This is a genomic window from Acidocella sp. (assembly GCF_052326845.1).
Classification (GTDB): Bacteria; Pseudomonadota; Alphaproteobacteria; order Acetobacterales; family Acetobacteraceae; genus Acidocella.
On record NZ_JBKQJR010000021.1, the window covers coordinates 1 to 25,003 of the forward strand.

The window sequence follows — 25,003 nt, forward strand, 5'->3', positions numbered from 1 at the left end:
TTAGGCGGGTAAATGTCCTGCTATTGAGCAGCCGCAAAAATTCTGGCGCTTTCACTTTGAAATGTGCGAGGCTTCCCGTTCCCGGTCAAAACGGAGTGGGGCCGATGCTTGGTAAATCCGTCGTCAATAAGTTTTCCCATGTGAAACCCGGGGACGCACCCTGGCGCACGGATGGACTGCGCAGCTTTTTCCTCTACCGCGATCTTGGCGTGGCCGACGCCACGGGGGGACGTGTCATCGCCCAGCTGGTGAAGGCCAACCCGGCCTTCCCGCCCGAAAAGGGCACAGGCTGGCACCAGCACGTCGCTGATTTCCATATCGTTTTCATGACCAAGGGCTGGGCCCGCTTCATGTATGGAGGCAAGGAGCATTTGGTTGAAGCCGGGGATTGTGTTCACCAACAGCCGGGCATCACCCATTACCTGTTCGATTACTCGCCCGACATGGAATACTTGGAGATCGCCTCGCCCGCCGCTTTCGGCACGGTGGACGTGGAAGGCCCGTGCGAGATCCCGCCCCCCACGCCCTGGATCTGAGAGCGCGGCTTAGTGGCGGATTTGTGTCGTCCATACAGAAAAGGGGCCATGAAAGTACCCCTTTTGCCGCCGACAGTTAACGGTCTGGGGACGGTTCCCCAGGGCGTGATCAGAAATCCAGGTCGAGCTCGATGATTTCCTGCGGCTCTTCCTTGGCGTCGGCAATCCATTCCTTCATCGGCGACCAGGAGAGGATGGTATCGCAATATTCCTGGCAGAGCGGTCCGACATTCACGTCATAGGAAAGGAAACGCGTGACCACGGGGGCATACATGCAGTCGGCGATGGTAGGCATGCGGCCAAACAGGAAGGGACCCTTCCAGGTGTTCAGGCAGTCGCGCCAGATCGAGGTGATGCGGTCGATATCCGCCTGGGCGGAGGACCACACGGTGAAGCCGGGCTTGCGGAAGCGCAGGTTCATCGGCAGCGAGGAGCGAAGTGCTGCGAAGCCGGAATGCATCTCGCCCGAGATGGAACGCGCCCGCGCCCGCGCCACCTTCTCCTCAGGCAGCATCCGCGCCTCGGGGAGCAGCTCGTTGAGGTATTCGGCAATGGCGATCGTGTCCCACACGCTCACCTCGCCATGGATCAGGCAGGGCACGAGGATGGAGGATGTGCGCATCAGCAATTCCTCGCGGGCGCGCGGATCGTCCGGGGAGACGCGTTCTTCCGTGAAGGATAGGCCGGAAAGCTTGGTCAGCAGGAAACCGCGCAGCGACCAGGAGGAGTAGTTCTTGCTGCTAATCAGCAAAGTCGCCTCAGCCATGTTCGCTCTTTCCTTTTTATCCATTTGTACCCATGATTAACAATGTGGACTCCGGCATACAATGGGGTTTCAAGCCCATTAACGCGAAGACACCGCTTTGGGGTTAGTGAAGTAATATGATTTACCACCTTTATCAGGCGCAAGTCGATATTTTGGACCCGTGGCGTAAAATGGCGCGGAATACCAGCCGCCTGCTCCGTGTGGTAACCCCCCGCACGCCTTACGGGCTCTTTCTGCGCCATTTTGGCGCGGCGCTGGAGGTGTTTGGCAACGCAGGCACCACACATAACCGGCCTCATTTCGGGTTCAAGCATATCCTCGTCGGCAATGAGGAGGTGGCGGTGCGCGAAGAGGCGGCGTTCTCCACCCCCTTCGGCACCCTGCTGCACTTCAAGAAGGACTCCGACCGCCCGCAGCCCAAGGTACTGGTGGTGGCGCCGCTCTCCGGGCATTTCTCCACGCTGCTGCGTAACACGGTGGAGACGCTGCTGCGCGACCATGACGTGTACATTACCGATTGGCACAACGCGCGGGATATTCCGGTTTCCGCCGGGCGCTTCGGCTTCGACGAATATATCGAGCACGTAATCAAGTTCCTTGAGCAGCTCGGGCCGCGCAACCATGTCGTCGGCGTGTGCCAGCCCGCCGTGGCGGTGCTTGCCGCGGTGTCGATCATGGCGGAGGACCACAACCCCGCCACCCCGCGCAGCATGACGCTGATGGCCGGGCCGATCGATACCCGCCGCAACCCCACCCGCGTCGACCGGCTGGCCGAGAGTAAGGATATTGCCTGGTTCGAGGAGAAGATGATCGCCGTCGTGCCATGGCGCTACAAGGGGGCGGGGCGGCACGTCTACCCCGGCTTCATGCAGCTCACCGCCTTCGTCTCGATGAACCTGGACAAGCATATCGGCGCGCATCTCCGCCAGTTCCGCTCGCTGGCGACCGAAGACTACGAAGCCGCCGACATGCACCGCGATTTCTACGACGAGTACCTGGCGGTGATGGACCTGCCCGCGGAGTTCTACCTGGAGACGGTGGAGCGCATCTTCATGAAGCATGAGCTTGCCACCGGCCAGCTGTATTACCATGGCCGGCGGGTGAAGCCGGAGGCGATCAAGAAGACCTTCGTCTTCACCGTCGAGGGCGAGCGCGACGATATTTGCGGCCTGGGCCAGACCTCGGCGGCGCTCGATCTTTGCTCGGGCCTGAGCCCGGCGCTCAAGCGCCACCACATGCAGACAGGCGTCGGCCATTATGGCGTGTTCTCTGGCCGGCGCTGGCAGAACGAGATCTACCCGCTGGTGCGCGAGGTCATCCAGTTCTCGGCGTAACCGCTTAGAATGCGATCGTATCAGGCTGAACCAGACATGGTTCAGCCTGATACGTGAATCGCCCTCTAACTTATTGATGAGAGACTGATTCACATTTGAGGTTCAATCGCGAAGCGATTCAACCTCAAACGATCAGGCTCTAGGGTCAGACCACCGCTCCAGCGGCAGCGCAGAAGGCGACAACCAGGATCGGCTTTGCCCGCCCGGCGGTGAGCAGCATCAGCGCCCCGGCCGCCACGGGCAGGTCCCACGGGCTCTGGATGGTGCTCAGTGTCAGCAGATTGATGAAAGCGGCGCCGAGCAGCCCGACCACCACGGCGTTCAGCCCTTTCATCACCGCCGCGATATGTGGGCGGCTGCGCAGTTGCTGCCAGTAGGGCAGGGTGCCGGAAACAATCAGCAGGCCGGGCAGGAAGATCGCCGCCGTGGCGATGGCAGCACCCTGATACCCGGCGGTGACGGCGCCGAGGAAGGAGGCCACCGTGAAGAGCGGCCCCGGCATGGCCTGGGCTGCGCCGTAGCCAGCAAGAAATATTTGCGGAGAGATCCAGCCGGGCACCACCACGGCATCGCGCAGCAGCGGCAGCACCACATGCCCGCCGCCGAACACCAGCGCCCCGGCGCGGTAGAACGCCCCGGCCACCGCCCATGGTCCGGAACTGGGCGCGAGGAACGCCGCCAGCAACAGTATGCCGAACAGCGCCAGGCAGAGCAGGGCGGGGAAGTGCAGCCGCAGCTCGCGCCCGGCTTCCTCCAACTCGCGGGCCAGGCGGCGCTTTTCCCGGTGCTGCACCAGCCCGGAATCATCCAGCGCCAGCCAGCCGATGACGCCGCCAATGACCAGGATCAGCACCTGCCCGCCGGTATCCGGCACGATGGTCAGGATGGCGGTGGCCAGCAGCGCCAGGGCGCGGCGCGGCGTATCCGGGCAGAGGCTCTGTGCCATCAACCAAACGGCCTGCGCCACCACGGCCACGGCCGCCAGCTGCAGCCCGTGCAACATGCCATGCAGCAGGCTGTTGCTCTGGAATACCGCGATGTAATGCGCGAGCGCGGTCATCAGCAGGGCGGACGGCAGGGTGAAGCCCACCCAGGCAGCGAGCCCGCCGGGCAGGCCGGCGCGGTTCAGCCCGATGCAGAAGCCGGTTTGGGATGAGGCGGGGCCGGGCAGAAACTGGCACAGGGCCAGCAGCGCGCCGTAATCCTCGGTGCTCATCCAGCCCCGTTTTTCCACGAATTCCTTACGGAAATAGCCGAGATGCGCGACCGGCCCCCCGAACGAGGTGATGCCCAGGACGAGGAACGTCCGGAAGACCTCGAATACGGAGCCCTTCTTCATCAGCCGGGAGCCAGCAGATGCCCGAGCGCCCGCCCGCCCAGGATATGGGCGTGGAAATGCGGCACTTCCTGGTGGCTGTCCGGCCCGGCATTGCAGATCAGCCGGTAGCCGCTTTCTTCCACGCCGAGCTGTTTGGCCACATGGCTGACGGCACGGAAGAAGCCGGTGATCTCCTCCGGGCTGGCCGTGGCGCCGAAATCGGCGAGGGAGACGTACCTGCCCTTCGGCACCACCAGCACATGCGTCGGCGCCTGGGGGTGGATGTCGGGGAAGGCGAGGGCGTAGTCGTCCTCGTAGAGCTTCTTGCAGGGGATCTCGCCGCGCAGGATCCTGGCGAAGATGTTGCTGTCATCATAGGCCATGGCGGGGTCTTCCTTACGGGATCTTCTTGGTGGGGAAACCGACCATCAGCGGCTTGCGCGCCGCCTTTTCGGCGATGCCGCTCATGCCCTCGCGCCGGGTCAGCTCGGCCCAGATCTGCTCGGGGCGCAGCCCGGCATCAACCCACAGCACCAGCAGGTGGTAGAGCACGTCGGCACTTTCGCCGATCAGCGCCGTGGTCTTGCCGGCCACGGCCTCGATGACGCATTCCACGGCTTCCTCGCCGAATTTCTGCGCCACCTTCTCGGTGCCGCGGGAGAGCAGCCGGGCGGAATGGCTCTGGTTGGGGTCGGCGTCCTTGCGTGAGAGCACGGTGGCCCACAACCGGTCCAGCACCCGCGCATCCGGGGCGTGAAACGGCGGCGGCACAGTCACCTCCCGGCGGGCGGGAGCGGTGCCGTTCTTCGTTTTAGACGTCGCCGCCGCGGCCTTGTCCTTCGGTGCGGTCTCGGGTGATTTTGCGACTTTTTTAGCCATGGCGGGCGTTAGACTCCTTGAGCCGGCAGTATCGCCCGGGGCTGGCGGACCGGCAAGTGCGCTTGAGTTAAAGCCGCTTTCACCTGGGCGATGGTGAATTGGCCAAAATGGAACACGCTGGCGGCGAGCAGCCCAGTGGCCCCCGCCTGCGCGCCCTCGACGAAATGCTTCAGCTCGCCCACGCCGCCCGAGGCGATGACGGGCAGCCGGACGGCGCCGCACACGGCCCGCAGCAGCTCCAGGTCGAAGCCCTTGCCGGTGCCGTCGCGGTCCATGGAGGTGAGCAGGATTTCGCCCGCGCCCAGGCTCTCCATGCGTTTCGCCCAGTCCAGCACGTCCAGTCCTGTATTCGTGCGCCCGCCATGGGAGAACACGTCCCACTTGCCGGGCGCGCTCTGCCGCGCGTCGATGGCCACGACCACGCATTGGCTGCCGAATTTCTCCGCCGCTTCCTGCACCAGCTCCGGGCGGGAGATGGCGGCGGAGTTGATGCTGCATTTATCCGCGCCGGCTAGCAGCAGGCGGCGCATATCCGCCACAGAGCGGATGCCGCCGCCGACGGTGAGGGGGAGAAACACCTTCTCCGCCGTGCGGTGCACGACATCGAGGATGGTGTCGCGGTTGTCGGAGCTGGCGGTGATGTCGAGGAAGGTCAGCTCATCCGCGCCGGCGGCGTCGTACACCACGGCCTGCTCCACCGGGTCCCCGGCATCGCGCAGGGAGACGAAGTTCACGCCCTTGACGACGCGGCCATCCTTCACGTCCAGGCAGGGGATGACGCGGAGCTTCAGCATGCGGCCAGGGCCACCGCCGGGGAGAGCGAGCCATCGTACAGCGCGCGGCCGAGGATAGAGCCGTTCAGGTTGGGCTGCTCCGCCGCCGCCGCCTTGAGGGCGACGATGTCCGCCACCGAGGCGACGCCGCCCGAGGCGATGATGGGGATGTTCACGGCCTTGGCCAGGGCCTCGGTCTCGGTAAGGTTCAGCCCGGTCTTCATGCCGTCGCGGGCGATGTCGGTGTAGATGATAGCGGCGATGCCAGCATCCTCGAAGCGCCTGGCCAGTTCGGTCGCGGGGATGTCAGAGGTTTCGGCCCAGCCTTCGGTGGCCACCATGCCGCCCTTGGCGTCAATGCCCACCACCACCCGGCCGGGGAATTTTTTCGCGGCCTCGCGCACCAGGGCCGGGTTCTTGGCCGCCGCGCTGCCCAGGATGACGCGCGTGATGCCAGCATCCAGCCAACGCTCCACCCCGGCGATGTCGCGGATGCCGCCGCCGAGCTGCACCGGGATGGTGACGTTTGCCAGGATCGATTTCACGGCGTCATCGTTCACCGTCTTACCGGCGAAGGCGCCGTTGAGGTCCACCACATGCACCCAGGAGAAGCCGGCGTGCTGCCAGGCGGCCGCCTGCGCGCCCGGGTCGGTGCCGAACACCGTCGCCTGGTCCATCTCGCCGCGCAGCAGGCGCACGCAGTTGCCGTCCTTAAGGTCGATCGCCGGGTACAGAGTGAGTTTCATTTCAGGAGCTTATAGTAAAAATGCCCGGGCACGATCGCCCCTTTGATTCGCGCATACGCGGGGTGGGTGCCCCAGCGGATGAAGCCTTCCGATTCGTAAAGCGAAATCGCGCCTTTCTGCGTGTCTCGCACATCCAGGTTGAGCACGGAGAAGCCGAGGGCGCGCGCCCGCTCTTCGGCCTTGCGCAGGATAAGCCGCGCCAGCCCGTGGCCGCGCGCATAGGGTGCTACGAATTGGTGCATCAGCTGCACGGCGAAGGCCTGCGCCTCGTTATTGCGCGAGGGCTTTTGCAGCTGCGCCGCGCCGTAGATGGTGCCGTCCATGCGGCCCACGATCAGCTCGCGCTCGGGCACCAGCAGCACACCGCGGTAATATTGCTCCACCACTCCGGCTTTTGGCGGCTTGAGCCAGCCGAAGCCGCCGCCATCCAGAATCGCCGCTGTCGCCGCTTCCGACAGGGCGTGCAGGTCCGCCTCGTCCTCGAAGCGTTCGAGACGTTCAGCGACCAGCGAAGTGGGGCGGAGCAGAGCGTGGTTCACGGCTGCCTCTTGGCGCTATCTCCGCGCGTAATCAAGTCATTCGGTCCGCCTGATGGCGCCGCGAGCAGCGCATCCCACTGCGGCGGCTGCAATTGCTTGTCCCAGTCGCCATGCCCGCCCTGGGCCAAGCCGAAGACGCGGTCCGGCGTCAGGCCCAGGCACGCGGCCAGGGCCTGGGCGTGATGCGCCGGGATGGTCTCGTCATGCGCCTCGTAGACGACGAACACCTTGTCCCGCAGCGGGGTCAGCGCGGCGCAGGAATCATAATCCGTGCCGTCGGCATCAAGCAGCAGCCGCACGGGTATGTAGGGGTAGCGCTCGCCGGCGACGGCGCTCATCCGGTCCCAGGGCACGAACAGCAGCACACGCGCCGGACGGCCCGCGGCGGCGGCCTGCGCGGCAACGCCGGCGCCCAGCGAGTTGCCGGCGATGATGAGCGGCGCATCGGGGTAGGTCTGGCGCATCCGCGCCGCGAGGGCGCGCGCCTGGGCCAGCACATTGTCGTGGCGCGGTGTCTCACCCGTTCGCATGTCGTAGCCCGGATATTCGGGGAACACGGCGCGGTAGCCATGCGCGGTGAAGAAGGGGCCGTAATCGCGCGCGGCTTCCCAGGCCTGCTGGTTGTTGCCGTGGAAGAACAGCACCGTGCCCAGCGGCGTGCCCGCGGGCTCCACCACCCAGCCTATGGGCTTGCCGTTTTCATCTGTCAGCGGCGGCAGGTTTACCGGGGCGTCATGCGGCGCCAGCGCCGTGCCGACATAAAGCAGGCGGTTCTGGTTGAGCAGCAGGTAGCCGCAGGCCCCGGCATAGGCGAGCGCCGCCAGCAAGCTTAGGCCCAGTATCGTCCGTTTGATCATTGTTCTGCCTCCCCTCTTCGCGTTGGCCTCAAGGCTTCCAGGCGAGGAAATTCCCCAGGATTTGCAGGCCTACCTGCTGGCTTTTCTCGGAATGGAACTGCGTGCCGGCCACGTTGCCTGTAGCGACCACGGCGGCGACATCGCCCTCGTAATCGGTGGTGGCGATGATCTGGTCCGTCCGCCCGCCCTTGAGCGCATAGGAATGCACGAAATAGGCGTGGTCGCCCGGCACCAGCCCTTCCAGCAGCGGATGCGAGCCGGGGGTGAAGCGCAGCTCGTTCCAGCCCATATGCGGCAGGCGGGCATCACCCACCTCCATCTTGGCGATTTCGCCCTGGATCCAGCCGAAGCCCTGGGTGACGCCATGCTCCAGCCCGCGCTCGGCCATCAGCTGCATGCCGACGCAGATGCCGAAGAACGGCGCGCCCTGCGCCACGCGCTGGAACATCGCCTCCTCCAGACCGTCCACGCTGGCGAGCCCTTTGGCGCAATCGGCGAAGGCGCCCTGGCCGGGCAGCACGATGCGGTCGGCCTTGGCCACCACATCCGGGTCGGCGGTGATGCGCACATCGGCGGCGATGCCGCGCAGCGAAGCGGCGAGGGCGAGCCCCCGCGCCGCGGACGCCAGGTTTCCGCTCTGGTAATCGATGACGGTGACGAGCATGGGGCTAGATCACACCCTTGGTCGAGGGGATGTCCCCGGCGGTGCGCGGCTCGATGGCCACGGCGGCGCGCAACGCCCGGCCCACGGCCTTGAACGACGCTTCCGCCACATGGTGCGCGTTATGCCCGGCGCGCTGGATGACATGCAGGTTGAACAGACCGTTTCCCACCAGGGCGCGGAAGAATTCCTCCACCAGCTGCGTGTCCATCTGCCCCAGCATCGGGCGCTCGAAGCTCACGCCCCAGGCCACGAAAGCCCGGCCCGAGAGGTCGAGTGCTGCTTCCACCAGCGCCTCGTCCATAGGCACCACCGCATGGCCGAAGCGCTGGATGCCCCGCTTGGCGCCCAGCGCGTTGACGAAGGCCTGGCCGAGCACGATGCCGACATCCTCGACCGTATGATGCGCGTCGATATGCAGATCACCCTTGGCCTTCACGGTCAGGTCAAACAGGCCGTGCCGGCCGAAGGCGCTCAGCATATGGTCGAAATAGCCGATCCCCGTGTCGATGTCGGTCTTGCCGGTGCCGTCCAGGTCAAGCCGGACCAGGATATCGGTTTCGGAGGTCTTGCGGCTGAGTTCGGATGTGCGTGTCATGCAGCACGCCTACAACAACGGCGCGGGAATTTAAACCGGATTGGCGCGGCACCCGCAGCTAGGCGCGGCCGAGTTTCTCACGCAGCGCGGTGGGCACGTCCCGCCGGGTGCGGACGCGGGGGAAGGGCAGTTCCTCCACCGGCGGGCGCGGGTCGCGTTCCGCCTGGTTGTGGAAACAGCCCTGGCCGAGGATGTCGACGAAGCTCTCGGCGGACACGCCCTCGGCCGTGAGCAGCTGATGCCCCGCAAGCTCCAGGTGGTAATAGGTGAACCGCTCCGGCAGCGCCGTTTCCTGGCGGATTGATCTGCCATTCACCAGGGTGCGGGCTGGGATCAGCATGCGGTCGAGCAGCACGGCATGGCCTGGAGCGAGCAGCAGATCGCGCTGCGGCAGCCCGCCGCCCAGCGCGCCAGCAGTGATGAGAACGGGCAGGTCGCGCAGTGGGTCGGCAAAGCGCGGGGAGACATGGCTGTGCCCGACCCAGAGCACGGGCTTGGCGCCGCTCTGCGTGGTCACGAGGCTGCCTTGGTGCAGCGCCTCGACCGGCGTGAGGCCAAACGGCGTGGCGATGAGGGTGCCGGTGCAGAAGCCGGTTGTGGCGCCGGGTCCGGCGCTGATGGCTTCCACCGGGGCGAAGTCCTCTGGCGCAGCCAAAGTCCAGGCCGGATGGGACTGGACGAACACGCCGGAATGCGCCTGAGGGGCGCTGAATGAGCCGTTCATCGAATCCGACATGAGAAACTACTCCCTGTTGGCGGCGATTGCATGAACGCCATGTAATCAAGCTTGGTGAGCTTGATTTGACTATGCAGGATTTTGCGACGAAATTTCAGGTGCTTTTTACGGTTATAGCGACACGATCTTGTGAATAAGCGTTTCTAAATCAGAGAAAAAACGCAAAAATAAATGCTATATTGATAAAATGCTTTGTTTTTTAACGATGTGTTTCATTTTATGGTTTTTGTTATAAAATATAGATAAAATATTGTTAATCATATAGGGCGGCGGTGGCTCCGTCCTGCGCTGGCTTCGGTAAATCTCTGTTGCAGTTTTCGCGGTTGGACCGGCTCGCGCCGGGCCGGTAAAGCTTGTGCATGGTCCGCCGCGTCACCGCCAAATTGCCGCTCCTGCTGGGGTTTCTCATCGCCGTCGGGCCGGTTTCCACCGATATGTACCTGCCGGCCTTCCCCGAGATCGCGCGGGAATTCCACAATTCGGCGGCGCCGCAATACTCGCTCGCGGCGTATTTCATCGGGCTGGCCATCGGGCAGATGACACAGGGCGCGCTCTCCGACCGGCTGGGCCGGCGCGCGCCGCTGCTGGCCGGGCTGGTGCTCTACACCTTTGCCTCCATTGGCTGCTGGCTGAGCTGGAGCGTGGCCTCGCTGGTGGTGTTCCGTTTCCTCAGCGCGCTCGGCGCCTCGGCCGGAACGGTGATTCCCCGCGCCATGGTGCGCGACCTGGCCGACGGCCCCCAGGCGGCGAAGCTGTTCTCCAAGCTCATGCTGGTGATGGGCGTGGCGCCGATTACCGCGCCGATGCTCGGCGCCGTGATGGTCGGCTGGTGCTCCTGGCGTGTCATCTTCGCCGTCTGTGCCGTGTATGGCGTGGGGGCGGTGGCGCTGACCTGGAGGTTCCTGCCGGACACGCTGCCGCGCGAGCGCCGCACCATCATCGGCGCCATGGCGTCGCTCATCCGCTACGGGGGGATCTTCCGCGAGCGCGCCTTTCTCACCCATGCCGCCATTGGCGCCGCCACCTCGGCCTGCCTGTTTGCCTATCTCTCCGCCACGCCGCAGATATTCATCGGCGAATATGGCTGGAGCAGCGCGGGCTATGCGGCGCTCTTCGGTGTCAATTCCGTCGCCTATATCGGTTACAGCCAGCTCAACCCGGCGCTGGTGAACCGCTTCGGCATCGCGCCGGTGATCAGCTTCAGCGTGGCGGTGCTGCTTGCCGCCACGCTGTACCTGGTGGCGCTGGCGCTGCATCCGATGGGCGCGTTGCCCATCGCCGCCGGGCTGCTGGCGGCCGAGATCGGCTTCGGCCTGCTCACGCCCTGCGCCATGGTCGGCGCGTTCTCTCGCCATCAGGCGCATGCGGGCAGTGCCTCCGCTTTGCTCGGCACCATGCAGTATACCGGGGGCGCCATCTCGGGCCTCGCCGTTGGCGTGCTGGCCGACGGCACGGCGCGCCCCATGGCTTTTGCGATGCTGGGTTGCGCCATGCTGGCGCTGCTTGCCGCGCTATGGCGCCCCAGCTTAAGCTTCAGCCCTGCGGAGTGAACAGAAAACATGTCCAGACCCAATCTCATCGGTATTCCGGCCTGCACCAAGTTCGTGTCCGGCTACATCCAGCACGCCACCCCGGCGCGCTACGGCGCGGCGCTCACGGCGGCTTCCAACGCCATGCCCATCCTCATCCCGCCCGAGGGCGAGACCATGCTGCCGCTGCTGGAGCGCATCGACGGAATCATGTTCAACGGTTCGCCCTCCAACGTGTCGCCGATGCGCTATGGCGCGGATTTCGATGCGACGCCGGACGCGCACGACCCTGAGCGCGATGCCACCACGCTGCCGATGATCCGCGCCGCGTTGGATATGGGCATGCCGATCCTGTGCATCTGCCGTGGCCTGCAGGAGCTGAATGTGGCGCTCGGCGGTACGCTGTTTCAGGAAGTGCACAACATCCCCGGCCGCATGGACCACCGCTCGCCCGAGGGGGTGCACCGCTTCGACATCAAGCACCCTGTCTCGCTGACCGGCGAGTTGGCGCATCTGATCGGCGCGGCGGAGATCCAGGTGAACTCGCTGCACGGCCAGGCCATCGATCAGCTCGCCTCCGGCCTGGTGGTGGAGGGGATGGCGCCGGATGGCACCATCGAGGCGGTGCGCGTCGAGGGTGCGAAGAGCTTCGCCATCGCCGTGCAATGGCACCCTGAGTGGGAGGTCACGCATTTCCCCGACCGCGAGCGCCTGTTCAACGCCTTCGGCGAGGCCTGCGCGGAATACGCGGCGCGGAGGAAATAGGCGGCGCGCGCACCGTAACGCCGAATTTCCGCCGCAAACCCCCCGTATCACCCGCATCGAAAAGGAAGGGCATCATGGACATCCAGACGATCGACAACCAGTACGGCCAGTTGCAATCCCAGGCGCAGCAGACGGTGGGCGAGTTGCAGGCCCTGGCGCAGAAGATGCAGGCCGCAGCACAGGCCGGCAACATGGATGCGCGGGAATGGCTGCTCGACCTGCGGAGCATCGCGCTTGCGATCCGGGCTGAGCAGAGCCAGGTCGCGAACCTGCTGCAATCCATCCACAACATGGTTGCGGCGCAGGCCGTGCCGCAGCAGCAGGGGCCGTGGGGCAACCAGCAGGGTTACCCGCAGCAGCAGCCCATGCCACTGCCGCCCCAGGGTTATCCGCAGCAGCCGGGCTATGGCTACGCCCAGCCGCCGCAGCAGGGTGGGATTTTCGGCGCGTTCCTCAACTCCGGTTTCGGCCGGGCGCTGGAAATGGGCGCGGGGTTCGGCCTCGGCGAAGATATCATCGACAAGATCTTCTGAGCCGCGCCGTCATTGCGAGCCGCAAGGCGGCGAAGCGATCCACGCCGGCTTCGCCGGCTCGCGATGACGGATCACACGTAAATTGTTACCCGCCGCAAACCGGCGTGAAAGCGGCCACATCCGGCGGCCCGGCGGCGAACAGATGCACGGGCGCGCCTTGGCGGGGCAGGGCGAGCAGCGTGGCGCAGACCGTGCCGAAGCCATGACTCTCCGCTGCCGGAATGTTGAGCTGCTCGGCGCGCTCGCCGGAGGAATCGGCGAGCAGCCCGCCCCATTCCGCGAAGGGCGCGGCGGCAAAGCGCGGCAGATGCCGGGCGATGCGCGGCAGGGCTGTGTCGTTCGGCTCGCCGGAAGTAATCATGCTCACCCCCTCGGGCAGGGGCGTGGCTTCCGGTTGCCCGGTGCCAAGGCCCCGGACGAAATACGCGGCGCGGGCATCGGCCAGCACCATGTTGAAATCCCGGTACAGCCCGGCATCGAGGCGCGTGATGGCGGTTGCGGCGGCATTGGCGCTGGCCTCGCGCAGGGCGATGAGCGGCAGCTCGCCCCGGCTGCGCTTGCCGGGCGCCGGACCCAGTGTGCCGGTGCGGTTCAGCACGGCCGCCATGACCCCATTCTGGTTCAAAGCGAGCCACGTGCCGCCCGCCAGAATGTCCCGCCCGCCACAGATGCCGGGCCAGTATTCGGCTGGCGGTTCCCAGGGGCGGGAGGCCATCTCGTCGCGGTTGGCGGCGATGAAAACGCCCTCGGGCGTGATGCGCAGGATGATCGAGCACATCGGCCTCAGCCTCGCGCGGCGGCCAGGATCATGTCCAGATGGTCCGGCACCGCGAATTGCTCGCGCCGGAGTGCGGCGATTTCGAACACCTGCACCGCACCGGCATCGTCGCCCGCGTGCAAGTGCATCTCACGCAGGTTGCCATGCAGCTTCACCCGGAAGCCAAGCGTGGAGACGGTGAAGAATTCGCCGATGCGGATATCAGTGCCCGGCAGGTTGTTCCAGGCGCAGCGGACGTCGAAGGGCCGGTCGAAGATGCGATGGCCGATCTGGCTCACCTCCGCCTGCGCCAGCGCATCGGGGCTGATGCCGGTCTCTTCCACCGCCTCGCGCAACGCCGCGGTGCGGGAGGTTTCCACCTTGCCGTCCACCTCGTCGATAAACCCGCCCGGCACGGCGAGCTTGCCGCGCCCGGGATTATGGATGCGCGTGATCAGCGCGACCTGCCCGTGGTCGTCGAGCAGCACGGCATCGGCCGCGTGGCGCAGATGCACGCGCCGCTGCGTGCCGTCGGGCAGGGTGACGCTGCCCAGCGCATGCACCGCATGGCTCGGCTCGTCGCCGAATGTCCCGGCGACGCAGCGCGCCACAATCTCCGCCTTCAGGGCGGGGTCGACGAGCATGTGATCCTTGATGATGTCCATGCCCGGAAATTAGGCCGGTTTCGCGCCGGGTCAAACCGGCTGGAGCTGAGCCTCGGGCGCAGCGGTTTCCACTTGCGCGGGTTTCGGGGCGCAGCGCGCCATGCCGATGATGCCGCCGATGACCAGGGCCAGCATCATGGCGCCGAATAGCCCGCCAAACAGTAAGGCCGGCCAGAAGCCTCCATAGATTTGCGGCGTGTAGCCAGCCGGGCAGGAAAGCGTGCCATTGGCCGTCTCCCAGAGGCCGAACACGCCCAGCCCGCTTGCTACGGCAATGGCGGTGCCGAGCAGCACAGGTTTACCCATTGAGCTTACCCGAACACACGCTTGAAGATGGTGTCGACATGCGCGTGGTGCATCTCGGCGGACATGGCGGCGTCGATCGCGGTTGCGCTCACGCGGCCAGCCACTTCCGGGTCGGCCAGTAGGTTCTCGCGGAAGGTCTTGGTGTCCGGCTGACCCAGCTTGGTCCAGGTGGCCATGGCGTTGCGCTGCACGATCTTATAGGCGTCCTCGCGTAGGATGCCGGCCTTAGTCAGCGCCAGCAGCACTTCGCCGGAATGCACCACGCCGCCCAGGCTTTCCACGTTCGCAGCCATCTGCTCGGGGTAGATTGTGAGCTTGTCCATCATGCCGGCGAGGCGCGCCAGGGCGAAGTCCAGCGTCACCGTGGCATCCGGGCCAATGCCGCGCTCGACCGAGGAGTGCGAGATGTCGCGCTCATGCCACAGCGCCACGTTCTCCATGGCCGGGATGACGGCGGCGCGGACGAGGCGGGCGAGGCCGCAGAGGTTTTCGGAGAGCACCGGGTTGCGCTTGTGGGGCATGGCGGAGCTGCCCTTCTGCCCGGCGTGGAAGAACTCCTCCGCCTCGCGCACTTCCGAGCGTTGCAGATGCCGCACTTCTGTCGCCAGACGCTCGATGCCCGAGGCGATGACGCCCAGCGTGGCGAAGAAGGCGGCGTGGCGGTCGCGCGGGATGACCTGGGTGGAGACGGGCTCGGCGGCGAGGCCCAGCTTTTCCGCCACGTATTCCTCCACGCGCGGGTCCACATGCGCGAAAGTGCCGACAGCACCCGAGATGGCGCAGGTGGCGATCTCCGCGCGGGCGGCGAGCAGGCGCTGCTTGTTGCGGGCGAACTCGGCGTAATGCCCCGCAAGCTTGAGGCCGAAGCTGGTCGGCTCGGCATGGATGCCGTGGCTGCGGCCGATGGTGAGGGTGCGCTTATGCTCGATGGCGCGCTTCTTCAGCGCCGCCAGCACGAGGTCGATATCCGCCAGCAGCAGGTCCGCCGCCTGGGTGAGCTGCACGGCGAAGCAGGTGTCCAGCACGTCCGACGAGGTGAGGCCCTGATGGACGAAGCGGCTATCCTCCCCCACGCGCTTGGCCAGCCAGGTGAGGAAGGCGATGACGTCATGCCTTGTCTCGGCCTCGATGGCGTCGATTTCCGCCGTATCGGCCTCGGTGAACACGGCCATGGCGGCGTCGCCCTTCTCGCGGATGGTGCGGGCCGCGTCCGCCGGGATGGCGCCGAGCTGCGCCATCGCCTCGCAGGCCAGGGCCTCGATCTCGAACCAGATCTTGTACTTGTTCTCCTGGGTCCAGATGGCGGCGGCCTGGGGGCGGGAATAGCGGGGGATCATGGCAAGGGCTCCTGCGGCGACAAATTTCAGGCTGGCCCTAGACCTGCGCCCCGGCATTGACAAGGCTGGGCACGCGCGGGCCTATCCCGCGCCATGGATATTTTGCCCCTTCTCGTCATTCTGGCGCAGATTCTGCTCATCGACCTGGTGCTGGCGGGCGACAACGCTATCGTCATCGGGCTGGCGGTGGCGCGGCTGGACCCGGCGCAGCGGCGGCGGGCAATTTTCTTCGGTATCGTCGGGGCCACGGTCATCCGCATTCTCCTCGCGCTGGTGGCGGTGAAGCTTCTGGCCATCATCGGGCTGACGCTGGCGGGCGGCGTGCTGCTGCTCTGGGTGGCGTGGAAAACCGCGCGCGAGCTGCGGCAGCAGGAAGAGGGCGAGCATGCAACCCCGCCGCAGAGCATGAGCGGCGCGATCTGGCGCATCATCATCGCCGACATCTCCATGAGCCTGGACAATGTGCTGGGCGTGGCCGGCGTGGCGCGAGAGCACCCGGTGCTGCTGGGAGTGGGGCTTGCCATCTCCGTCGGGCTGATGGGGCTGGCGGCGGATTTCGTGGCGAAGCTGCTGACGCGCTTCCGCTGGCTGGCCTGGGTCGGCATCGCCATCGTGTTCTATGTGGCGCTGAAGATGGTCTGGGAAGGGTGGGCCGACGTCGCGGGGCATTTGCGGCTGGGGTGATTCTCGGGCGGTATGCGGCGGCTGCATTCAAGTCGGTTCCGGTGCCCCGAGAAATTCAAAATCTCGACAGTTTCCCTGCGATTGATCTTAAATTCTGGAAATTGAGCATACGATTTTCCATTTCACCGGTGCAGGTGAAAAGGCGAAATAGCAATTGTTTATCATTCCTGAGGATAATGAAACAGAAGGGCATGGTGGTGTTAAACCGCCCCTTTACCAGTGTCAGCGGCGAAAAAAATCGCGGATCAGCCATGCCGTGACTTTGGTTTGGCTGTAGGGCTCAGCCCGTCTATTCACGAAAATATTATGAGCTATATTCATCGTATTAGACGGCGCCGCATCAGCCCCGACGATATTCGTGACAGACCACCGACGGATGTACCGCTGCACCGCGTTCATATGTTCGAGCGTAAAGGCGAAGAAAGCGTATTACGGGTTGGGCTGGAAGAAAATTGGCTTGGCGATCTCTACCACAAGACGCTTGTCGTAGGGTGGCCGACGTTCATTTTCGTGTCCGTCGGGCTCTACCTACTGGCCAATATTCTGTTTGCGCTACTCTACATGCTGCAGCCGGCAGGCGTAGAAACCGCGCGCCCTGGACATTTCCTGGATTTCTTCTTCTTCAGCGTGCAGACGATAACGACCGTCGGTTACGGCAAGCTAATCCCTGTCTCGCTATACAGTAATAGCATTATGACGCTGGAGTCTCTCTCTGGAATACTCTTCAATGCTCTCGTGACCGGACTTGGTTTCGCCCGTTTTTCCCGCCCAAGGGCGCGTGTGCTGTTCAGCAATGTCGCTGTAATTAGTAGGCAAGACGGCAAGACCACTCTTAGTGTACGCCTCGCCAACAAACGCCGTAGCACCATGCTCTCTGCCGATGTCGAAGCAACATTCGTACACTTGGTGCGAACCAAAGAAGGCAAGGCGCTACGGCGATATGACAGCCTGAAGCTTACAAAGCAACATACGCCGGTATTCTCATTAACTTTCATCGCCGAGCATGTGCTGGATGAGACCAGCCCGCTATATGGGGCGACAAAAGCCTCCCTGGTAGAGGGAGAGGCGGAGGTCATCATAACTGTTACTGGCCTCGACAACACAACGTCTCAGAGCGTGCATGCAAGCGCTGCCTACGGGGCTGAGAACATCATCTGGAACCGGCGCTTTGTCGACGTCGTCGGATATACAGATGATGGCTATCGCGTGATCGACTACCGCCGCTTCCACGAGACGGAAATGGGCGAGCAACCCCCACCCGAGGTAATCGCTGAAAAGACCATCGCCCTCGCATGACGGATTACGCCACCGGCGTTTCCGGGAAGGCCAGTTCGTGCCGTGAGCGCCATTCCGGCGTCACGTAGTTCACGATCAGCGAGCGCCGGACCCCGGTGATCCTGCGTTTGACGAAGCCGTGCCAGGTATCGGCGCCGGGGATGAAGATCAGCCCGTGATTGCGGATGAAGGGTGCTGCGCCGACATGCTCGGCGGGGGAGGCGAAGATGTCAGTGCCCCAGTTCTCGCCCGGCGCGGAGTCGGTGAGGTAGATGAGCATGGTGAAGAACTTGGCGCCGATATCGGTATGCGGCTCCAGCCAGAATCCGTCCGTGTCCAGGCAGTATTCGATGCGCAGCGAGCTGCCCTTCAGGTTCACGTCGCAGGTGCGCTCCAGCGTTTCCACCACCTTGCGGCTTTGCAGTGCCGCTGCCAAGTCGCGACAGGCTGGGTAGAGTGCCTGCTCGGGCGGCGCAAAAAAGCTGCGGGTGGAATTATGCGTCTCGCGCCGGCCTAACGTGTCCTCGACCACCGGCGGGGCGACGGGAAGGGCGACGATGTCCCGCACCATGGCATCGGGCAGCATGTTCTCCAGCAGCCAGTGGCGGTAGGGGGTCTGTTCCTCCCGCGCCTGGCCCAGGCTGCCGAGGAAATGCGCGGCGGTGCCAGTGGCATCAAGCATAATGCAGCACCTTCTTGGCCTGCGCCGAGATCTTGTGGCGCATCAGCTCGCGCTGCGCGGCGAGGCCGCTGGTCATCCAGTTGATCATCACGTAGCGGCGCACGCCCACGTAAGGCTCATGGCCGTGGAAGGATTTGTCCGACCGGCGGAAGGCGACGAGCGTGCCGAGTTCGGGCGGCACCTCGGCGATCATGTCGTTGAGGTCATCCGGCCCGCGCAGCAGCCGCAACCGGCCGCCCTGGGCCTCCCAGCCATCGTTGAAATAGAGCAGGGCGGTGACCAGCTTGGCCTCGCTGTCGGTATGGATGCGGCCATCGCGCTCGCTGCAGCGGCCGCGCAGCGTGACCATGGTCGGGCGATCGGTGAGGTCCACGCCGAATTTTTCCGAGAAGGCGGCGGTGACGGCCGGGCCGGTCAGCTCGCTGATCAGCGCCTGGAAATTCGGCCCCGGCTTGGTCGCCTCCACCGGCAGCAGTCCGGCATAGTCGATCTCGGGGAAATCGGCGCGCACGGCTTGCGCCTGCTCGGGACGGATGAACCCGTGCACGACCGTGTACTGGAAGGGTTCGGTCGCCATCGGCGCTTGCAGGAAGGTGTCGAGATCAAGAATTGCCATGGGTGTAATCCAGGTCGGGAAGGAAGCGGAGCTTCCGGACCGGTTAGGCGCTTTTCGCCGCGCCGGGCATTGATGTGGATCAATGCAAACGGAATGCCGTTGGCAAGCTGTTAATCATTCCGGGCGATGATCCGCGCTACTTACTGTGAGGCGGATCGGCATGCTTGAACACGAATATAGCTGGCGGGAGAGGGGCGGCGCTGCCCTGGCCAATGCCGTGCAAATGGAACGGCGCGCGGCGACGCGCATACCGGTGATCAAGAGCGCGAAGCTCCTGCTGGGCAACGCTTACAACGAGAGCGTTTATAATTGCCTGGTGCTGGATGAGGCCGCCAATGGCGTGCTGGTGGATCTCGGCTCGATCTTTGTTCTGCCCGAGGAGATGGTGCTGCAGATGGCGAACGGCCCCAGCTACCGTGTGCGCCGGTGCTGGAGTGCTGGCAGCAAATTCGGGCTGGAATTCATCGGCGGGCCGCTGGTGAGCGCTGAAACCGGAGCGAAGATGGCGTCGCTTGGGCGCGCCGTGTGGACCCAGGCCATTCCCTTCGTGATCGCGGAACTGCGCTCGCAACGCTTCTTCGGGCGCGACGATGTGCGCTGCGTGGCGGAGGAGGCCGAGGCGGCCTACCGCAAGCTGGAAGCCAAGCTGACCGGAAACTAGCTTCTACCGGCGCTGGTAGATCGCCACGCCCGGATAGCTGCGCCAGAGCGCGTAATCCCGTGCCAGGGCGGTGTCCAACTCGGCATAGACAACCGGGTTCACGAGAGCGTCGCTTGGGGCGGGCATGCGGCGGACGATGAATTGCGGCTTGCCGGCGAGGATGCGTGCCACTTCGGCCGGGGCATCAACCCCCGCCACCCGGGGCAGCAACACGCGGGTAAGGACCGAGGCGAGGACATAGCGCGTGGGCAACGGCGTGTCGGCATAGGCGTAGAGGATCGCCTGGGAATCGAACACATACAGGCTGGCCGGATGCTGCGCGGCAAGATCCGCCCCCGCACTGGCCACCACATCCGGGACGGTGGCGTATTTCATTGCCTGTTGCGCGGCGCGGAGCGGCAGGGCCAGGGTGGCCGCCACAAACAGGGCGCGCAGCGCCGGGCGGGGCGGCAGCCGGGTATAGAGCACGCCGAGACTGACGCAGAGCGGCGGCAGCGCCTGCAGGAAATAATGGTCGTAGAAGCTCTTGGCCGAGGTGGCGCCGATTAGGGCGCAGAACAGCCAGAGAGGCGGGAAGATGGTGGCCATGCGGCGCCCCAGCAGCGCGAGGAGCGCGCCCGCGGCGTACAGGCCGCCCCAGCGCATGGCCTGGGTCTGCACGGCCCAGAGTACCGTGCCGCTGGAGAGCGGCACCCCGGCCCGGCGCAGATTTGCCAATACATTGCACTCCCACCACAGGGGCAGCTGCCCCTTGGCGGCGTAGAGGGTAAGCGCTGCCGCGAGCGGGGCCGTCGCCCCGAACAAACAGGCGAGTCCGGCCCGCCAGTCCCGCCGCCGGTAGAGCAGCAGGAGGAAGACGCAGGGCGCCTCGGTAATGGCGACCTCCTTGACCATGACGGCGCAGCCGAGCCCTAGCCCCACCGCCCAGGCCGGGGCGTCCGCCAGCACGGCCAGTACCGCCAGCGCGGTGAAGCTGGCCATGAACAGCTCGGTATTGGCGGAAAGCCCGTCATTGGAGAGCGAGGCGAGCAGCAGCGCCGCTCCGGCGAGCCAGGCGGCCTGCCGGTTCTGGGTCAGGATCTCGGTAATGCGGAAGACCGTGGAGGCGAGCAGTGCTACGAACAGCATGGTGGCCACCCGCATGGCGGCCACGCCGGGAATCAACATCTGGAAGGCGGCGAAAATCGCGTATACGCCGAGCGGCTTGTTGTCCCAGATGGTGGTGTAGGGCAGGTGGCCCAGGCGCCATTGCTGCGCCATCAGGAAATACAGGCTCTCATCCCAGTCCAGCACCGAGCGGTGCAGCACCGGCAGCCGCGTGAGCACCGAGATGGCGAGGAAGATGAGGGCGGGAAGAGCGCGGTTCACACTGCCGATGCTTGCCAGGGCGCGGCGGCCCGGGCAAGAGAAGCGCCAGCATGGAGGGGTGCATGAGGATTTTTGCTCCGGTTTTGGCGGCCAGCCTGGTGCTGGGCGGCGTGGCTTTGGCCCAGGTGAACGACGACCCGACCGGCCCGCAGCCGCAGCTGCCGACCGAACAGCTCAGCATCACGGCCGATAACGGCAAGACCTATAATTTCACCGTGGAGGTGGCGGCAACAGAGCAGCAGCAGGCCTATGGGCTGATGTTCCGCCCCGCCGTGCCCGCGGGCACGGGCATGCTGTTCCCGGTCGATCCGCCCTCGGTCCAGCAGTTCTGGATGAAGAACACCATTGCGCCGCTGGACATGGTGTTTATCGGCGCTGATGGCACGATCAAGACCATTGCAGAGAACACTGTGCCCTACAGCCTGCGCAGCATTTCCAGCAACGTGCCGGTGGCCGCCGTGCTGGAGCTGGCAGGCGGTGCCACCGCGGCAGATAATATCAGCGTTGGCGACAAGGTGATTGCCAAGCAGTTTGGCGGGGGCTAATCCCGGCTGCACAATGTCGGGGCGTGGCGCAGCCTGGTAGCGCGCTTGTTTTGGGTACAAGAGGCCCCCGGTTCGAATCCGGGCGCCCCGACCAGATGGAAGGAAGAGGTTATGCGGGCTCGTATTTATCTGCCGCCGAAATCCGCCATGCAGTCCGGCCTGGCGCGGACCCATCGCTGGGTGCTGGAGTATGAGCCGGAGCATAAGAAGATCCGCGACCCGCTGATGGGCTGGACCGGCTCGGACGATATGCGCCAGCAGATCCTCCTCAGCTTCGAAACGCAGGAAGCGGCGATCGCCTATGCCGAGGCGCAGGGGATTCCGTACGACCTGGAAATCTCCCCGGCGCGGACGTGTAAGCCCAAGGCCTATGCCGATAATTTCCGCGTCGACCGCAAGGAAAACTGGACGCATTAAGGCGGCCAGGGTACCACGGGCTGGCTTGGCCACGCGCCCTTAGCTCAGTTGGATAGAGCACGAGACTTCTAATCTTGAGGCCGGTGGTTCGAATCCACCAGGGCGCACCAAGCCTTTGCGTTAGCCTGAAGGCTGGGTTAGGTTGTGCCCGCTGCCAAAAAAGTCTCCGTAGCTCAGCAGGATAGAGCACAGGATTCCTAATCCTGGGGCCGTGGGTTCGAATCCCGCCGGGGACACCAATAAAATCAACAGCTTAAGCGGCGATTGCCTCTTCATAGTCGATTTTTCCTGATTTTCGGTGCCAAATTGGTGCCGAATCAGGGTCTAAGGAGATCATTGATGGGCACCGTTTTTTCCCGTGCGAATGGCAGCTTCACAGCTAGGGTTCGTATGAAGGGACACCCGCAGCAGGCAGAGACCTTTGCAAGCCGGGCGGAAGCGAAAAGGTGGATCGCCGACATAGAAGCCGCGATGAGGGCCGGGGCGTTCAAAGAGGACGAGACGGGCGGGATCACGCTCGGTCAGGCGATTGACGCCTGGGCAAAGGACGCGCGGAAGAGGCTAAAAAAATTTGATGTCGAGGAGGCTCGCATCCGAAAGCTGAAGGCGATTCGCATCGGCACGGGGGTCAGGGTGGCCGGACAGGCCCTTGAGGGACGGATCACGGACATCGCCGTCAAGGGTGCGGATTCCGACGATCGCGCGCATGTATTCCGATCTGATGCCGCGCAGCGTTCCGATTTGATCGCGCGCAGGTGAAGCACCTGATCGTTGGTTGAACGATGTCACTGTGTTTGGTTGCTGGTCAAGCGCCTGCTTGGGTGATGCGGCGCAGGGAGTCGCCGGTTATTTCCAACCGGTGGGCATTATGGACGAGGCGGTCGAGGATGGCGTCGGCATAGGTTGGATCGCCGATCAGCTCGTGCCATCTGGCGATTGGAAGCTGGCTGGTGACGAGGGTTGAACGCCTGCCATAGCGATCCTCGATGATTTCGAGCAGGTGGTGCCGGGCATTGCCGTCGAGCGGTTCGAGGCCCCAATCATCGAGGATGAGCAGATCGACCTTGGCGAGGCTTTTCATGCGCGCGGCGATCCGGCCATCGCCCTTGGCCAGGGCCAGTTCTTCGATCAGGCGCGGTAGCCGTGTGTAGAGTACCGAACGATTGTTGCGGCAGGCGTTGTGGCCGATGGCGCAGGCCAACCAGCTTTTCCCGACACCGGTTGGCCCGATGATCGCCAAATTTTCATGGGCAGCGAGCCAGTCGCCCCTGAGCAGCCTCTCGAACAGCCGGCGGTCGAGGCCGCGCGAGGCGCGGTAATCGACGTCCTCGGGCACGGCATGGTGGCGTAGGCGCGCCTGACGCAGGCGCAGCGCCAAGCGCCGGTCATTGCGATACGTCACCTCATGATCGAGCAGCAACGCCAGCCATTCGGCATGATTGAGGCCCTTGACCTCGTCGTTGGCGGTAAATTCGGCGAAGGCATGCGCCATTCCGGCCAGGCCAAGCTGGTTGAGCAGGTCAAGCGTGGGGTGTTTCAACATTCTCGTTTCCTTTCAGTGATAATAGTCAGAGCCGCGGAGATTGGCGTGGAGGATCGGCTCGCGCTCCGGGGCTTTCGAGGCCGGGATGCTGTCGAGCCCCTTCTCGAGGATCGATTTGACGGACGGGTAATTGCGCGCCTCAATTTCCAGGGCGCGCAGGGCGGCGGCTTCGAGCCGCTCAGCGCCAAAGCGTTTTTCCAGCCCGATAATGCCCAGGCATGAGCGGTAGCCCTGCTCGGGGTGCGGCCGGCTTTCAATGATCTTCTCGACCAGAAGGGACAGCATCGGCCCAATCCGCCTTGCCTCCTCGCGGATCTTCGCTGGCGTCCATTCACCATATCGCCGGTGGCTGGAGGGCATATGCTCGGGCACCGTCGTATGCCGCCCATTGCCGCTGCCGCGCATATGGACGGCGATGCGCTCGGAGCCGAGGAACACCTCCACGGTCCGCGCCGTAATCCGCGCTTCGACCTCGCGCCTGGCAAAGCGGTAGGGCACCGAGTAATGGTGCCGCTCGATGGCAATGTGGTAGTCGAGCCCCACCCGGCAACGTCGCCATTCGGCATGAACCCAGGGTTCGTGCGGCAATGGCTTCAGGTTCGGCGCATCCACCTCCTCGAACAGCTGGCGGCGTGTCTTGCCGAACTGGCGCAGCACCCGCACGTCGTTGAGATCCGCCATACATTCGGCAATCGCCGCATTGACCTCGGCCAAGCTGTAAAAGATCCGCTTGCGGAACCGGCCAAAAAGCCAGCGTTCGACAATACCGACGCAAGCCTCGACCTTCGCCTTGTCCCTGGGCTTCCGCGGCCGGGCCGGCAATACCGCCGTCCCGTAATGGCGGGCCATGTCGGTGTAGCTGCGGTTGACCATGGGATCGAAGTGGCAGGCCCGGATCACCGCGACCTTGGCATTATCGGGCACCAAAAGCTGCGCGGCACCACCAAAGAAGGCGAAGGCCGCATTATGACTCTCAATCCAGTCGGCCAGTTGTTCCGTCCAGGTCGCACACGCGAATGACAGGCTGGAACCGCCCATCACCGCCACAAAGATATGCGCGGCGCGGACCTCGCCGGTCTGTCGATCAACCACCGGCAACGTGTCGCCGGCATAGTCGACGAACAGCTTCTCGCCGCCACCGTGGCTCTGCCGCATCGTCAGCGGCAGCCGTCCCTCCCAGCCGCGGAACAGCTCGCAATACCGGCTGTACCGGTATCCGTCGGGGTGCTCGGCGATATACTCCTCCCAGAGAACCTGAAGCGTCACATGTTTGCGCTTCAACTCCCGGGCCACCACCGACCAGTCCGGCTCTGCCTGCTTGCGACGGCCTGGCTTTGCCGCAACCAGCCCATACAGCCGCCCTTCCAGCTCCGCGTCACTGATCTCCGGCGGTACCGGCCAGGAAAGGCCCGCACGCGCAAACCGCCTCAGCGTGTCACGCACCGTCGTCGGCCCGATCCCAACACGTTCGCCAACCACCCGCGTCGAAAGCCCGGCCTCCAGGCTCAGGCGCAAAATCTCGCGCACTTGGCGCATCTCTACCCTCCTCGTCGGCATCCACGTCCTCCGGTTGTTCA

At 64.7% G+C, this 25,003-nt stretch carries 31 protein-coding genes and 3 tRNA genes; 14 read left to right on the plus strand and 20 right to left on the minus strand.

The window, feature by feature from the left end; genetic code table 11:
• Nucleotides 1–104 precede the first annotated feature (104 nt).
• Nucleotides 105–536 (plus strand): cupin domain-containing protein, encoded by a 432-nt coding sequence (locus ACLPJJ_RS01340; protein ID WP_443588931.1) that lies wholly within the window; start codon nucleotides 105–107, stop codon nucleotides 534–536.
• 109 nt (nucleotides 537–645) lie between these two features.
• Here ACLPJJ_RS01340 and ACLPJJ_RS01345 read toward each other — a convergent pair whose 3' ends face one another.
• On the minus strand, nucleotides 646–1,302 hold the full coding sequence (locus tag ACLPJJ_RS01345; RefSeq protein WP_443588932.1) for a glutathione S-transferase: 657 nt from the start codon (nucleotides 1,300–1,302) through the stop codon (nucleotides 646–648).
• A 116-nt stretch (nucleotides 1,303–1,418) separates the two neighbouring features.
• Here ACLPJJ_RS01345 and ACLPJJ_RS01350 point away from each other — a divergent pair, with 116 nt between their 5' ends.
• Entirely contained in the window at nucleotides 1,419–2,636 is a 1,218-nt protein-coding gene (locus ACLPJJ_RS01350) for a polyhydroxyalkanoate depolymerase (RefSeq protein ID WP_443588933.1), read from the plus strand.
• 145 nt (nucleotides 2,637–2,781) lie between these two features.
• On the opposite strand, the gene chrA is transcribed toward ACLPJJ_RS01350, so the two are convergent.
• Genes chrA through ACLPJJ_RS01400 form a run of 10 tightly spaced genes read right to left on the minus strand, consistent with a single transcriptional unit; the run spans nucleotide 2,782 to nucleotide 9,743 of the window.
• A complete protein-coding gene (chrA, locus tag ACLPJJ_RS01355) occupies nucleotides 2,782–3,975 on the minus strand; it encodes a chromate efflux transporter (protein WP_443588935.1) in 1,194 nt (397 codons plus the stop codon).
• Nucleotides 3,975–4,337: a histidine triad nucleotide-binding protein gene (locus ACLPJJ_RS01360; protein ID WP_443588936.1), complete on the minus strand. Its 363-nt coding sequence runs from the start codon at nucleotides 4,335–4,337 to the stop codon at nucleotides 3,975–3,977. The genes chrA and ACLPJJ_RS01360 overlap by 1 nt, the downstream gene beginning before the upstream one ends.
• Before the next feature lie 13 nt (nucleotides 4,338–4,350).
• The gene (locus ACLPJJ_RS01365; protein WP_443588937.1) at nucleotides 4,351–4,833 is read right to left on the minus strand and encodes a phosphoribosyl-ATP diphosphatase; all 483 of its coding nucleotides are present in this window, start codon (nucleotides 4,831–4,833) and stop codon (nucleotides 4,351–4,353) included.
• A gap of 8 nt (nucleotides 4,834–4,841) precedes the next feature.
• The gene (gene hisF, locus ACLPJJ_RS01370; RefSeq protein WP_443588938.1) at nucleotides 4,842–5,627 is read right to left on the minus strand and encodes an imidazole glycerol phosphate synthase subunit HisF; all 786 of its coding nucleotides are present in this window, start codon (nucleotides 5,625–5,627) and stop codon (nucleotides 4,842–4,844) included.
• Nucleotides 5,621–6,352 carry a 1-(5-phosphoribosyl)-5-[(5-phosphoribosylamino)methylideneamino]imidazole-4-carboxamide isomerase gene (gene hisA / locus ACLPJJ_RS01375; RefSeq protein ID WP_443588939.1) on the minus strand — a complete coding sequence of 244 codons (732 nt, stop codon included), beginning with the start codon at nucleotides 6,350–6,352 and terminating at the stop codon, nucleotides 5,621–5,623. The genes hisF and hisA overlap by 7 nt, the downstream gene beginning before the upstream one ends.
• Nucleotides 6,349–6,891 (minus strand): GNAT family N-acetyltransferase, encoded by a 543-nt coding sequence (locus ACLPJJ_RS01380; RefSeq protein WP_443588941.1) that lies wholly within the window; start codon nucleotides 6,889–6,891, stop codon nucleotides 6,349–6,351. The genes hisA and ACLPJJ_RS01380 overlap by 4 nt, the downstream gene beginning before the upstream one ends.
• On the minus strand, nucleotides 6,888–7,748 hold the full coding sequence (locus tag ACLPJJ_RS01385) for an alpha/beta hydrolase family protein (RefSeq protein WP_443588942.1): 861 nt from the start codon (nucleotides 7,746–7,748) through the stop codon (nucleotides 6,888–6,890). Before ACLPJJ_RS01385 ends, ACLPJJ_RS01380 begins: the two co-directional genes overlap by 4 nt.
• A 28-nt stretch (nucleotides 7,749–7,776) precedes the next feature.
• A complete protein-coding gene (hisH, locus tag ACLPJJ_RS01390) occupies nucleotides 7,777–8,412 on the minus strand; it encodes an imidazole glycerol phosphate synthase subunit HisH (protein ID WP_443588943.1) in 636 nt (211 codons plus the stop codon).
• A 4-nt stretch (nucleotides 8,413–8,416) separates the two neighbouring features.
• Nucleotides 8,417–9,007, minus strand: coding sequence for an imidazoleglycerol-phosphate dehydratase HisB (hisB, locus tag ACLPJJ_RS01395; protein ID WP_443588945.1), 591 nt, complete (start codon nucleotides 9,005–9,007; stop codon nucleotides 8,417–8,419).
• Between the two features lie 58 nt (nucleotides 9,008–9,065).
• Entirely contained in the window at nucleotides 9,066–9,743 is a 678-nt protein-coding gene (locus tag ACLPJJ_RS01400; RefSeq protein WP_443588947.1) for a Hint domain-containing protein, read from the minus strand.
• Between the two features lie 359 nt (nucleotides 9,744–10,102).
• Here ACLPJJ_RS01400 and ACLPJJ_RS01405 point away from each other — a divergent pair, with 359 nt between their 5' ends.
• The 3 genes from ACLPJJ_RS01405 to ACLPJJ_RS01415 all read left to right on the plus strand — a co-directional run bounded on the left by ACLPJJ_RS01405 (nucleotide 10,103) and on the right by ACLPJJ_RS01415 (nucleotide 12,570).
• Nucleotides 10,103–11,293, plus strand: a complete 1,191-nt coding sequence (locus ACLPJJ_RS01405; RefSeq protein WP_443588949.1) for a multidrug effflux MFS transporter — start codon at nucleotides 10,103–10,105, stop codon at nucleotides 11,291–11,293.
• A gap of 9 nt (nucleotides 11,294–11,302) precedes the next feature.
• Nucleotides 11,303–12,037: a gamma-glutamyl-gamma-aminobutyrate hydrolase family protein gene (locus ACLPJJ_RS01410; RefSeq protein WP_443588951.1), complete on the plus strand. Its 735-nt coding sequence runs from the start codon at nucleotides 11,303–11,305 to the stop codon at nucleotides 12,035–12,037.
• Nucleotides 12,038–12,111: 74 nt separating this feature from the next.
• Nucleotides 12,112–12,570, plus strand: coding sequence for a hypothetical protein (locus tag ACLPJJ_RS01415; protein WP_443588953.1), 459 nt, complete (start codon nucleotides 12,112–12,114; stop codon nucleotides 12,568–12,570).
• A gap of 85 nt (nucleotides 12,571–12,655) precedes the next feature.
• On the opposite strand, the gene ACLPJJ_RS01420 is transcribed toward ACLPJJ_RS01415, so the two are convergent.
• From ACLPJJ_RS01420 to purB, 4 genes are read right to left on the minus strand one after another with little or no spacing between them, the layout of a single operon-like run.
• Nucleotides 12,656–13,348: an NRDE family protein gene (locus ACLPJJ_RS01420; protein ID WP_443588955.1), complete on the minus strand. Its 693-nt coding sequence runs from the start codon at nucleotides 13,346–13,348 to the stop codon at nucleotides 12,656–12,658.
• Between the two features lie 5 nt (nucleotides 13,349–13,353).
• Entirely contained in the window at nucleotides 13,354–13,971 is a 618-nt protein-coding gene (locus ACLPJJ_RS01425; protein WP_443588957.1) for an NUDIX hydrolase, read from the minus strand.
• Nucleotides 13,972–14,022: 51 nt separating this feature from the next.
• Complete coding sequence (locus ACLPJJ_RS01430) at nucleotides 14,023–14,298, minus strand: hypothetical protein (RefSeq protein ID WP_443588958.1); 276 nt, start codon at nucleotides 14,296–14,298, stop codon at nucleotides 14,023–14,025.
• Nucleotides 14,299–14,303: 5 nt separating this feature from the next.
• Nucleotides 14,304–15,635, minus strand: coding sequence for an adenylosuccinate lyase (gene purB / locus ACLPJJ_RS01435; protein ID WP_443588959.1), 1,332 nt, complete (start codon nucleotides 15,633–15,635; stop codon nucleotides 14,304–14,306).
• Nucleotides 15,636–15,728: 93 nt separating this feature from the next.
• Here purB and ACLPJJ_RS01440 point away from each other — a divergent pair, with 93 nt between their 5' ends.
• Both ACLPJJ_RS01440 and ACLPJJ_RS01445 read left to right on the plus strand, forming a co-directional pair.
• Nucleotides 15,729–16,319 (plus strand): YjbE family putative metal transport protein, encoded by a 591-nt coding sequence (locus ACLPJJ_RS01440; RefSeq protein WP_443588961.1) that lies wholly within the window; start codon nucleotides 15,729–15,731, stop codon nucleotides 16,317–16,319.
• Nucleotides 16,320–16,625: 306 nt separating this feature from the next.
• Nucleotides 16,626–17,615, plus strand: coding sequence for an ion channel (locus ACLPJJ_RS01445; protein ID WP_443588962.1), 990 nt, complete (start codon nucleotides 16,626–16,628; stop codon nucleotides 17,613–17,615).
• A gap of 4 nt (nucleotides 17,616–17,619) precedes the next feature.
• On the opposite strand, the gene ACLPJJ_RS01450 is transcribed toward ACLPJJ_RS01445, so the two are convergent.
• The gene (locus ACLPJJ_RS01450; protein WP_443588963.1) at nucleotides 17,620–18,276 is read right to left on the minus strand and encodes a 2OG-Fe(II) oxygenase; all 657 of its coding nucleotides are present in this window, start codon (nucleotides 18,274–18,276) and stop codon (nucleotides 17,620–17,622) included.
• Nucleotides 18,269–18,892 carry a 2OG-Fe(II) oxygenase gene (locus ACLPJJ_RS01455; protein WP_443588964.1) on the minus strand — a complete coding sequence of 208 codons (624 nt, stop codon included), beginning with the start codon at nucleotides 18,890–18,892 and terminating at the stop codon, nucleotides 18,269–18,271. Before ACLPJJ_RS01455 ends, ACLPJJ_RS01450 begins: the two co-directional genes overlap by 8 nt.
• A 160-nt stretch (nucleotides 18,893–19,052) precedes the next feature.
• On the opposite strand from ACLPJJ_RS01455, the gene ACLPJJ_RS01460 reads away from it, so the two are divergent.
• Entirely contained in the window at nucleotides 19,053–19,553 is a 501-nt protein-coding gene (locus ACLPJJ_RS01460) for a hypothetical protein (RefSeq protein ID WP_443588965.1), read from the plus strand.
• A 3-nt stretch (nucleotides 19,554–19,556) separates the two neighbouring features.
• On the opposite strand, the gene ACLPJJ_RS01465 is transcribed toward ACLPJJ_RS01460, so the two are convergent.
• A complete protein-coding gene (locus tag ACLPJJ_RS01465) occupies nucleotides 19,557–20,921 on the minus strand; it encodes a hypothetical protein (protein ID WP_443588966.1) in 1,365 nt (454 codons plus the stop codon).
• 62 nt (nucleotides 20,922–20,983) lie between these two features.
• Between ACLPJJ_RS01465 and ACLPJJ_RS01470 the strand changes: the two genes are divergently transcribed.
• The 6 genes from ACLPJJ_RS01470 to ACLPJJ_RS01495 all read left to right on the plus strand — a co-directional run bounded on the left by ACLPJJ_RS01470 (nucleotide 20,984) and on the right by ACLPJJ_RS01495 (nucleotide 22,642).
• On the plus strand, nucleotides 20,984–21,466 hold the full coding sequence (locus ACLPJJ_RS01470) for a DUF192 domain-containing protein (protein WP_443588967.1): 483 nt from the start codon (nucleotides 20,984–20,986) through the stop codon (nucleotides 21,464–21,466).
• A gap of 17 nt (nucleotides 21,467–21,483) precedes the next feature.
• Nucleotides 21,484–21,560: transfer RNA gene (locus tag ACLPJJ_RS01475), tRNA-Pro, on the plus strand.
• A gap of 17 nt (nucleotides 21,561–21,577) precedes the next feature.
• Nucleotides 21,578–21,883: an ETC complex I subunit gene (locus ACLPJJ_RS01480; RefSeq protein WP_443588968.1), complete on the plus strand. Its 306-nt coding sequence runs from the start codon at nucleotides 21,578–21,580 to the stop codon at nucleotides 21,881–21,883.
• A 33-nt stretch (nucleotides 21,884–21,916) separates the two neighbouring features.
• A tRNA-Arg gene (locus ACLPJJ_RS01485) sits at nucleotides 21,917–21,993 on the plus strand.
• Between the two features lie 52 nt (nucleotides 21,994–22,045).
• A tRNA-Arg gene (locus tag ACLPJJ_RS01490) sits at nucleotides 22,046–22,122 on the plus strand.
• Between the two features lie 100 nt (nucleotides 22,123–22,222).
• Nucleotides 22,223–22,642, plus strand: a complete 420-nt coding sequence (locus ACLPJJ_RS01495) for a hypothetical protein (protein WP_443588969.1) — start codon at nucleotides 22,223–22,225, stop codon at nucleotides 22,640–22,642.
• A 46-nt stretch (nucleotides 22,643–22,688) separates the two neighbouring features.
• On the opposite strand, the gene istB is transcribed toward ACLPJJ_RS01495, so the two are convergent.
• Entirely contained in the window at nucleotides 22,689–23,426 is a 738-nt protein-coding gene (gene istB, locus ACLPJJ_RS01500) for an IS21-like element helper ATPase IstB (protein ID WP_443588971.1), read from the minus strand.
• Between the two features lie 12 nt (nucleotides 23,427–23,438).
• Nucleotides 23,439–24,962 (minus strand): IS21 family transposase, encoded by a 1,524-nt coding sequence (gene istA / locus ACLPJJ_RS01505; RefSeq protein WP_443588972.1) that lies wholly within the window; start codon nucleotides 24,960–24,962, stop codon nucleotides 23,439–23,441.
• Nucleotides 24,963–25,003: the final 41 nt, after the last annotated feature.

What these genes read in the sequence shown, in the direction of transcription:
- ACLPJJ_RS01340 (WP_443588931.1), top strand. Translation starts at nt 105, where the DNA reads ATGCTTGGTAAATCCGTCGTCAATAAGTTTTCCCATGTGAAACCCGGG.
- ACLPJJ_RS01345 (WP_443588932.1), bottom strand. Translation starts at nt 1,302, where the DNA reads ATGGCTGAGGCGACTTTGCTGATTAGCAGCAAGAACTACTCCTCCTGG.
- ACLPJJ_RS01350 (WP_443588933.1), top strand. Translation starts at nt 1,419, where the DNA reads ATGATTTACCACCTTTATCAGGCGCAAGTCGATATTTTGGACCCGTGG.
- chrA (WP_443588935.1), bottom strand. Translation starts at nt 3,975, where the DNA reads ATGAAGAAGGGCTCCGTATTCGAGGTCTTCCGGACGTTCCTCGTCCTG.
- ACLPJJ_RS01360 (WP_443588936.1), bottom strand. Translation starts at nt 4,337, where the DNA reads ATGGCCTATGATGACAGCAACATCTTCGCCAGGATCCTGCGCGGCGAG.
- ACLPJJ_RS01365 (WP_443588937.1), bottom strand. Translation starts at nt 4,833, where the DNA reads ATGGCTAAAAAAGTCGCAAAATCACCCGAGACCGCACCGAAGGACAAG.
- hisF (WP_443588938.1), bottom strand. Translation starts at nt 5,627, where the DNA reads ATGCTGAAGCTCCGCGTCATCCCCTGCCTGGACGTGAAGGATGGCCGC.
- hisA (WP_443588939.1), bottom strand. Translation starts at nt 6,352, where the DNA reads ATGAAACTCACTCTGTACCCGGCGATCGACCTTAAGGACGGCAACTGC.
- ACLPJJ_RS01385 (WP_443588942.1), bottom strand. Translation starts at nt 7,748, where the DNA reads ATGATCAAACGGACGATACTGGGCCTAAGCTTGCTGGCGGCGCTCGCC.
- hisH (WP_443588943.1), bottom strand. Translation starts at nt 8,412, where the DNA reads ATGCTCGTCACCGTCATCGATTACCAGAGCGGAAACCTGGCGTCCGCG.
- hisB (WP_443588945.1), bottom strand. Translation starts at nt 9,007, where the DNA reads ATGACACGCACATCCGAACTCAGCCGCAAGACCTCCGAAACCGATATC.
- ACLPJJ_RS01400 (WP_443588947.1), bottom strand. Translation starts at nt 9,743, where the DNA reads ATGTCGGATTCGATGAACGGCTCATTCAGCGCCCCTCAGGCGCATTCC.
- ACLPJJ_RS01405 (WP_443588949.1), top strand. Translation starts at nt 10,103, where the DNA reads ATGGTCCGCCGCGTCACCGCCAAATTGCCGCTCCTGCTGGGGTTTCTC.
- ACLPJJ_RS01410 (WP_443588951.1), top strand. Translation starts at nt 11,303, where the DNA reads ATGTCCAGACCCAATCTCATCGGTATTCCGGCCTGCACCAAGTTCGTG.
- ACLPJJ_RS01415 (WP_443588953.1), top strand. Translation starts at nt 12,112, where the DNA reads ATGGACATCCAGACGATCGACAACCAGTACGGCCAGTTGCAATCCCAG.
- ACLPJJ_RS01420 (WP_443588955.1), bottom strand. Translation starts at nt 13,348, where the DNA reads ATGTGCTCGATCATCCTGCGCATCACGCCCGAGGGCGTTTTCATCGCC.
- ACLPJJ_RS01425 (WP_443588957.1), bottom strand. Translation starts at nt 13,971, where the DNA reads ATGCTCGTCGACCCCGCCCTGAAGGCGGAGATTGTGGCGCGCTGCGTC.
- ACLPJJ_RS01430 (WP_443588958.1), bottom strand. Translation starts at nt 14,298, where the DNA reads ATGGGTAAACCTGTGCTGCTCGGCACCGCCATTGCCGTAGCAAGCGGG.
- purB (WP_443588959.1), bottom strand. Translation starts at nt 15,635, where the DNA reads ATGATCCCCCGCTATTCCCGCCCCCAGGCCGCCGCCATCTGGACCCAG.
- ACLPJJ_RS01440 (WP_443588961.1), top strand. Translation starts at nt 15,729, where the DNA reads ATGGATATTTTGCCCCTTCTCGTCATTCTGGCGCAGATTCTGCTCATC.
- ACLPJJ_RS01445 (WP_443588962.1), top strand. Translation starts at nt 16,626, where the DNA reads ATGAGCTATATTCATCGTATTAGACGGCGCCGCATCAGCCCCGACGAT.
- ACLPJJ_RS01450 (WP_443588963.1), bottom strand. Translation starts at nt 18,276, where the DNA reads ATGCTTGATGCCACTGGCACCGCCGCGCATTTCCTCGGCAGCCTGGGC.
- ACLPJJ_RS01455 (WP_443588964.1), bottom strand. Translation starts at nt 18,892, where the DNA reads ATGGCAATTCTTGATCTCGACACCTTCCTGCAAGCGCCGATGGCGACC.
- ACLPJJ_RS01460 (WP_443588965.1), top strand. Translation starts at nt 19,053, where the DNA reads ATGCTTGAACACGAATATAGCTGGCGGGAGAGGGGCGGCGCTGCCCTG.
- ACLPJJ_RS01470 (WP_443588967.1), top strand. Translation starts at nt 20,984, where the DNA reads ATGAGGATTTTTGCTCCGGTTTTGGCGGCCAGCCTGGTGCTGGGCGGC.
- ACLPJJ_RS01480 (WP_443588968.1), top strand. Translation starts at nt 21,578, where the DNA reads ATGCGGGCTCGTATTTATCTGCCGCCGAAATCCGCCATGCAGTCCGGC.
- ACLPJJ_RS01495 (WP_443588969.1), top strand. Translation starts at nt 22,223, where the DNA reads ATGGGCACCGTTTTTTCCCGTGCGAATGGCAGCTTCACAGCTAGGGTT.
- istB (WP_443588971.1), bottom strand. Translation starts at nt 23,426, where the DNA reads ATGTTGAAACACCCCACGCTTGACCTGCTCAACCAGCTTGGCCTGGCC.
- istA (WP_443588972.1), bottom strand. Translation starts at nt 24,962, where the DNA reads ATGCGCCAAGTGCGCGAGATTTTGCGCCTGAGCCTGGAGGCCGGGCTT.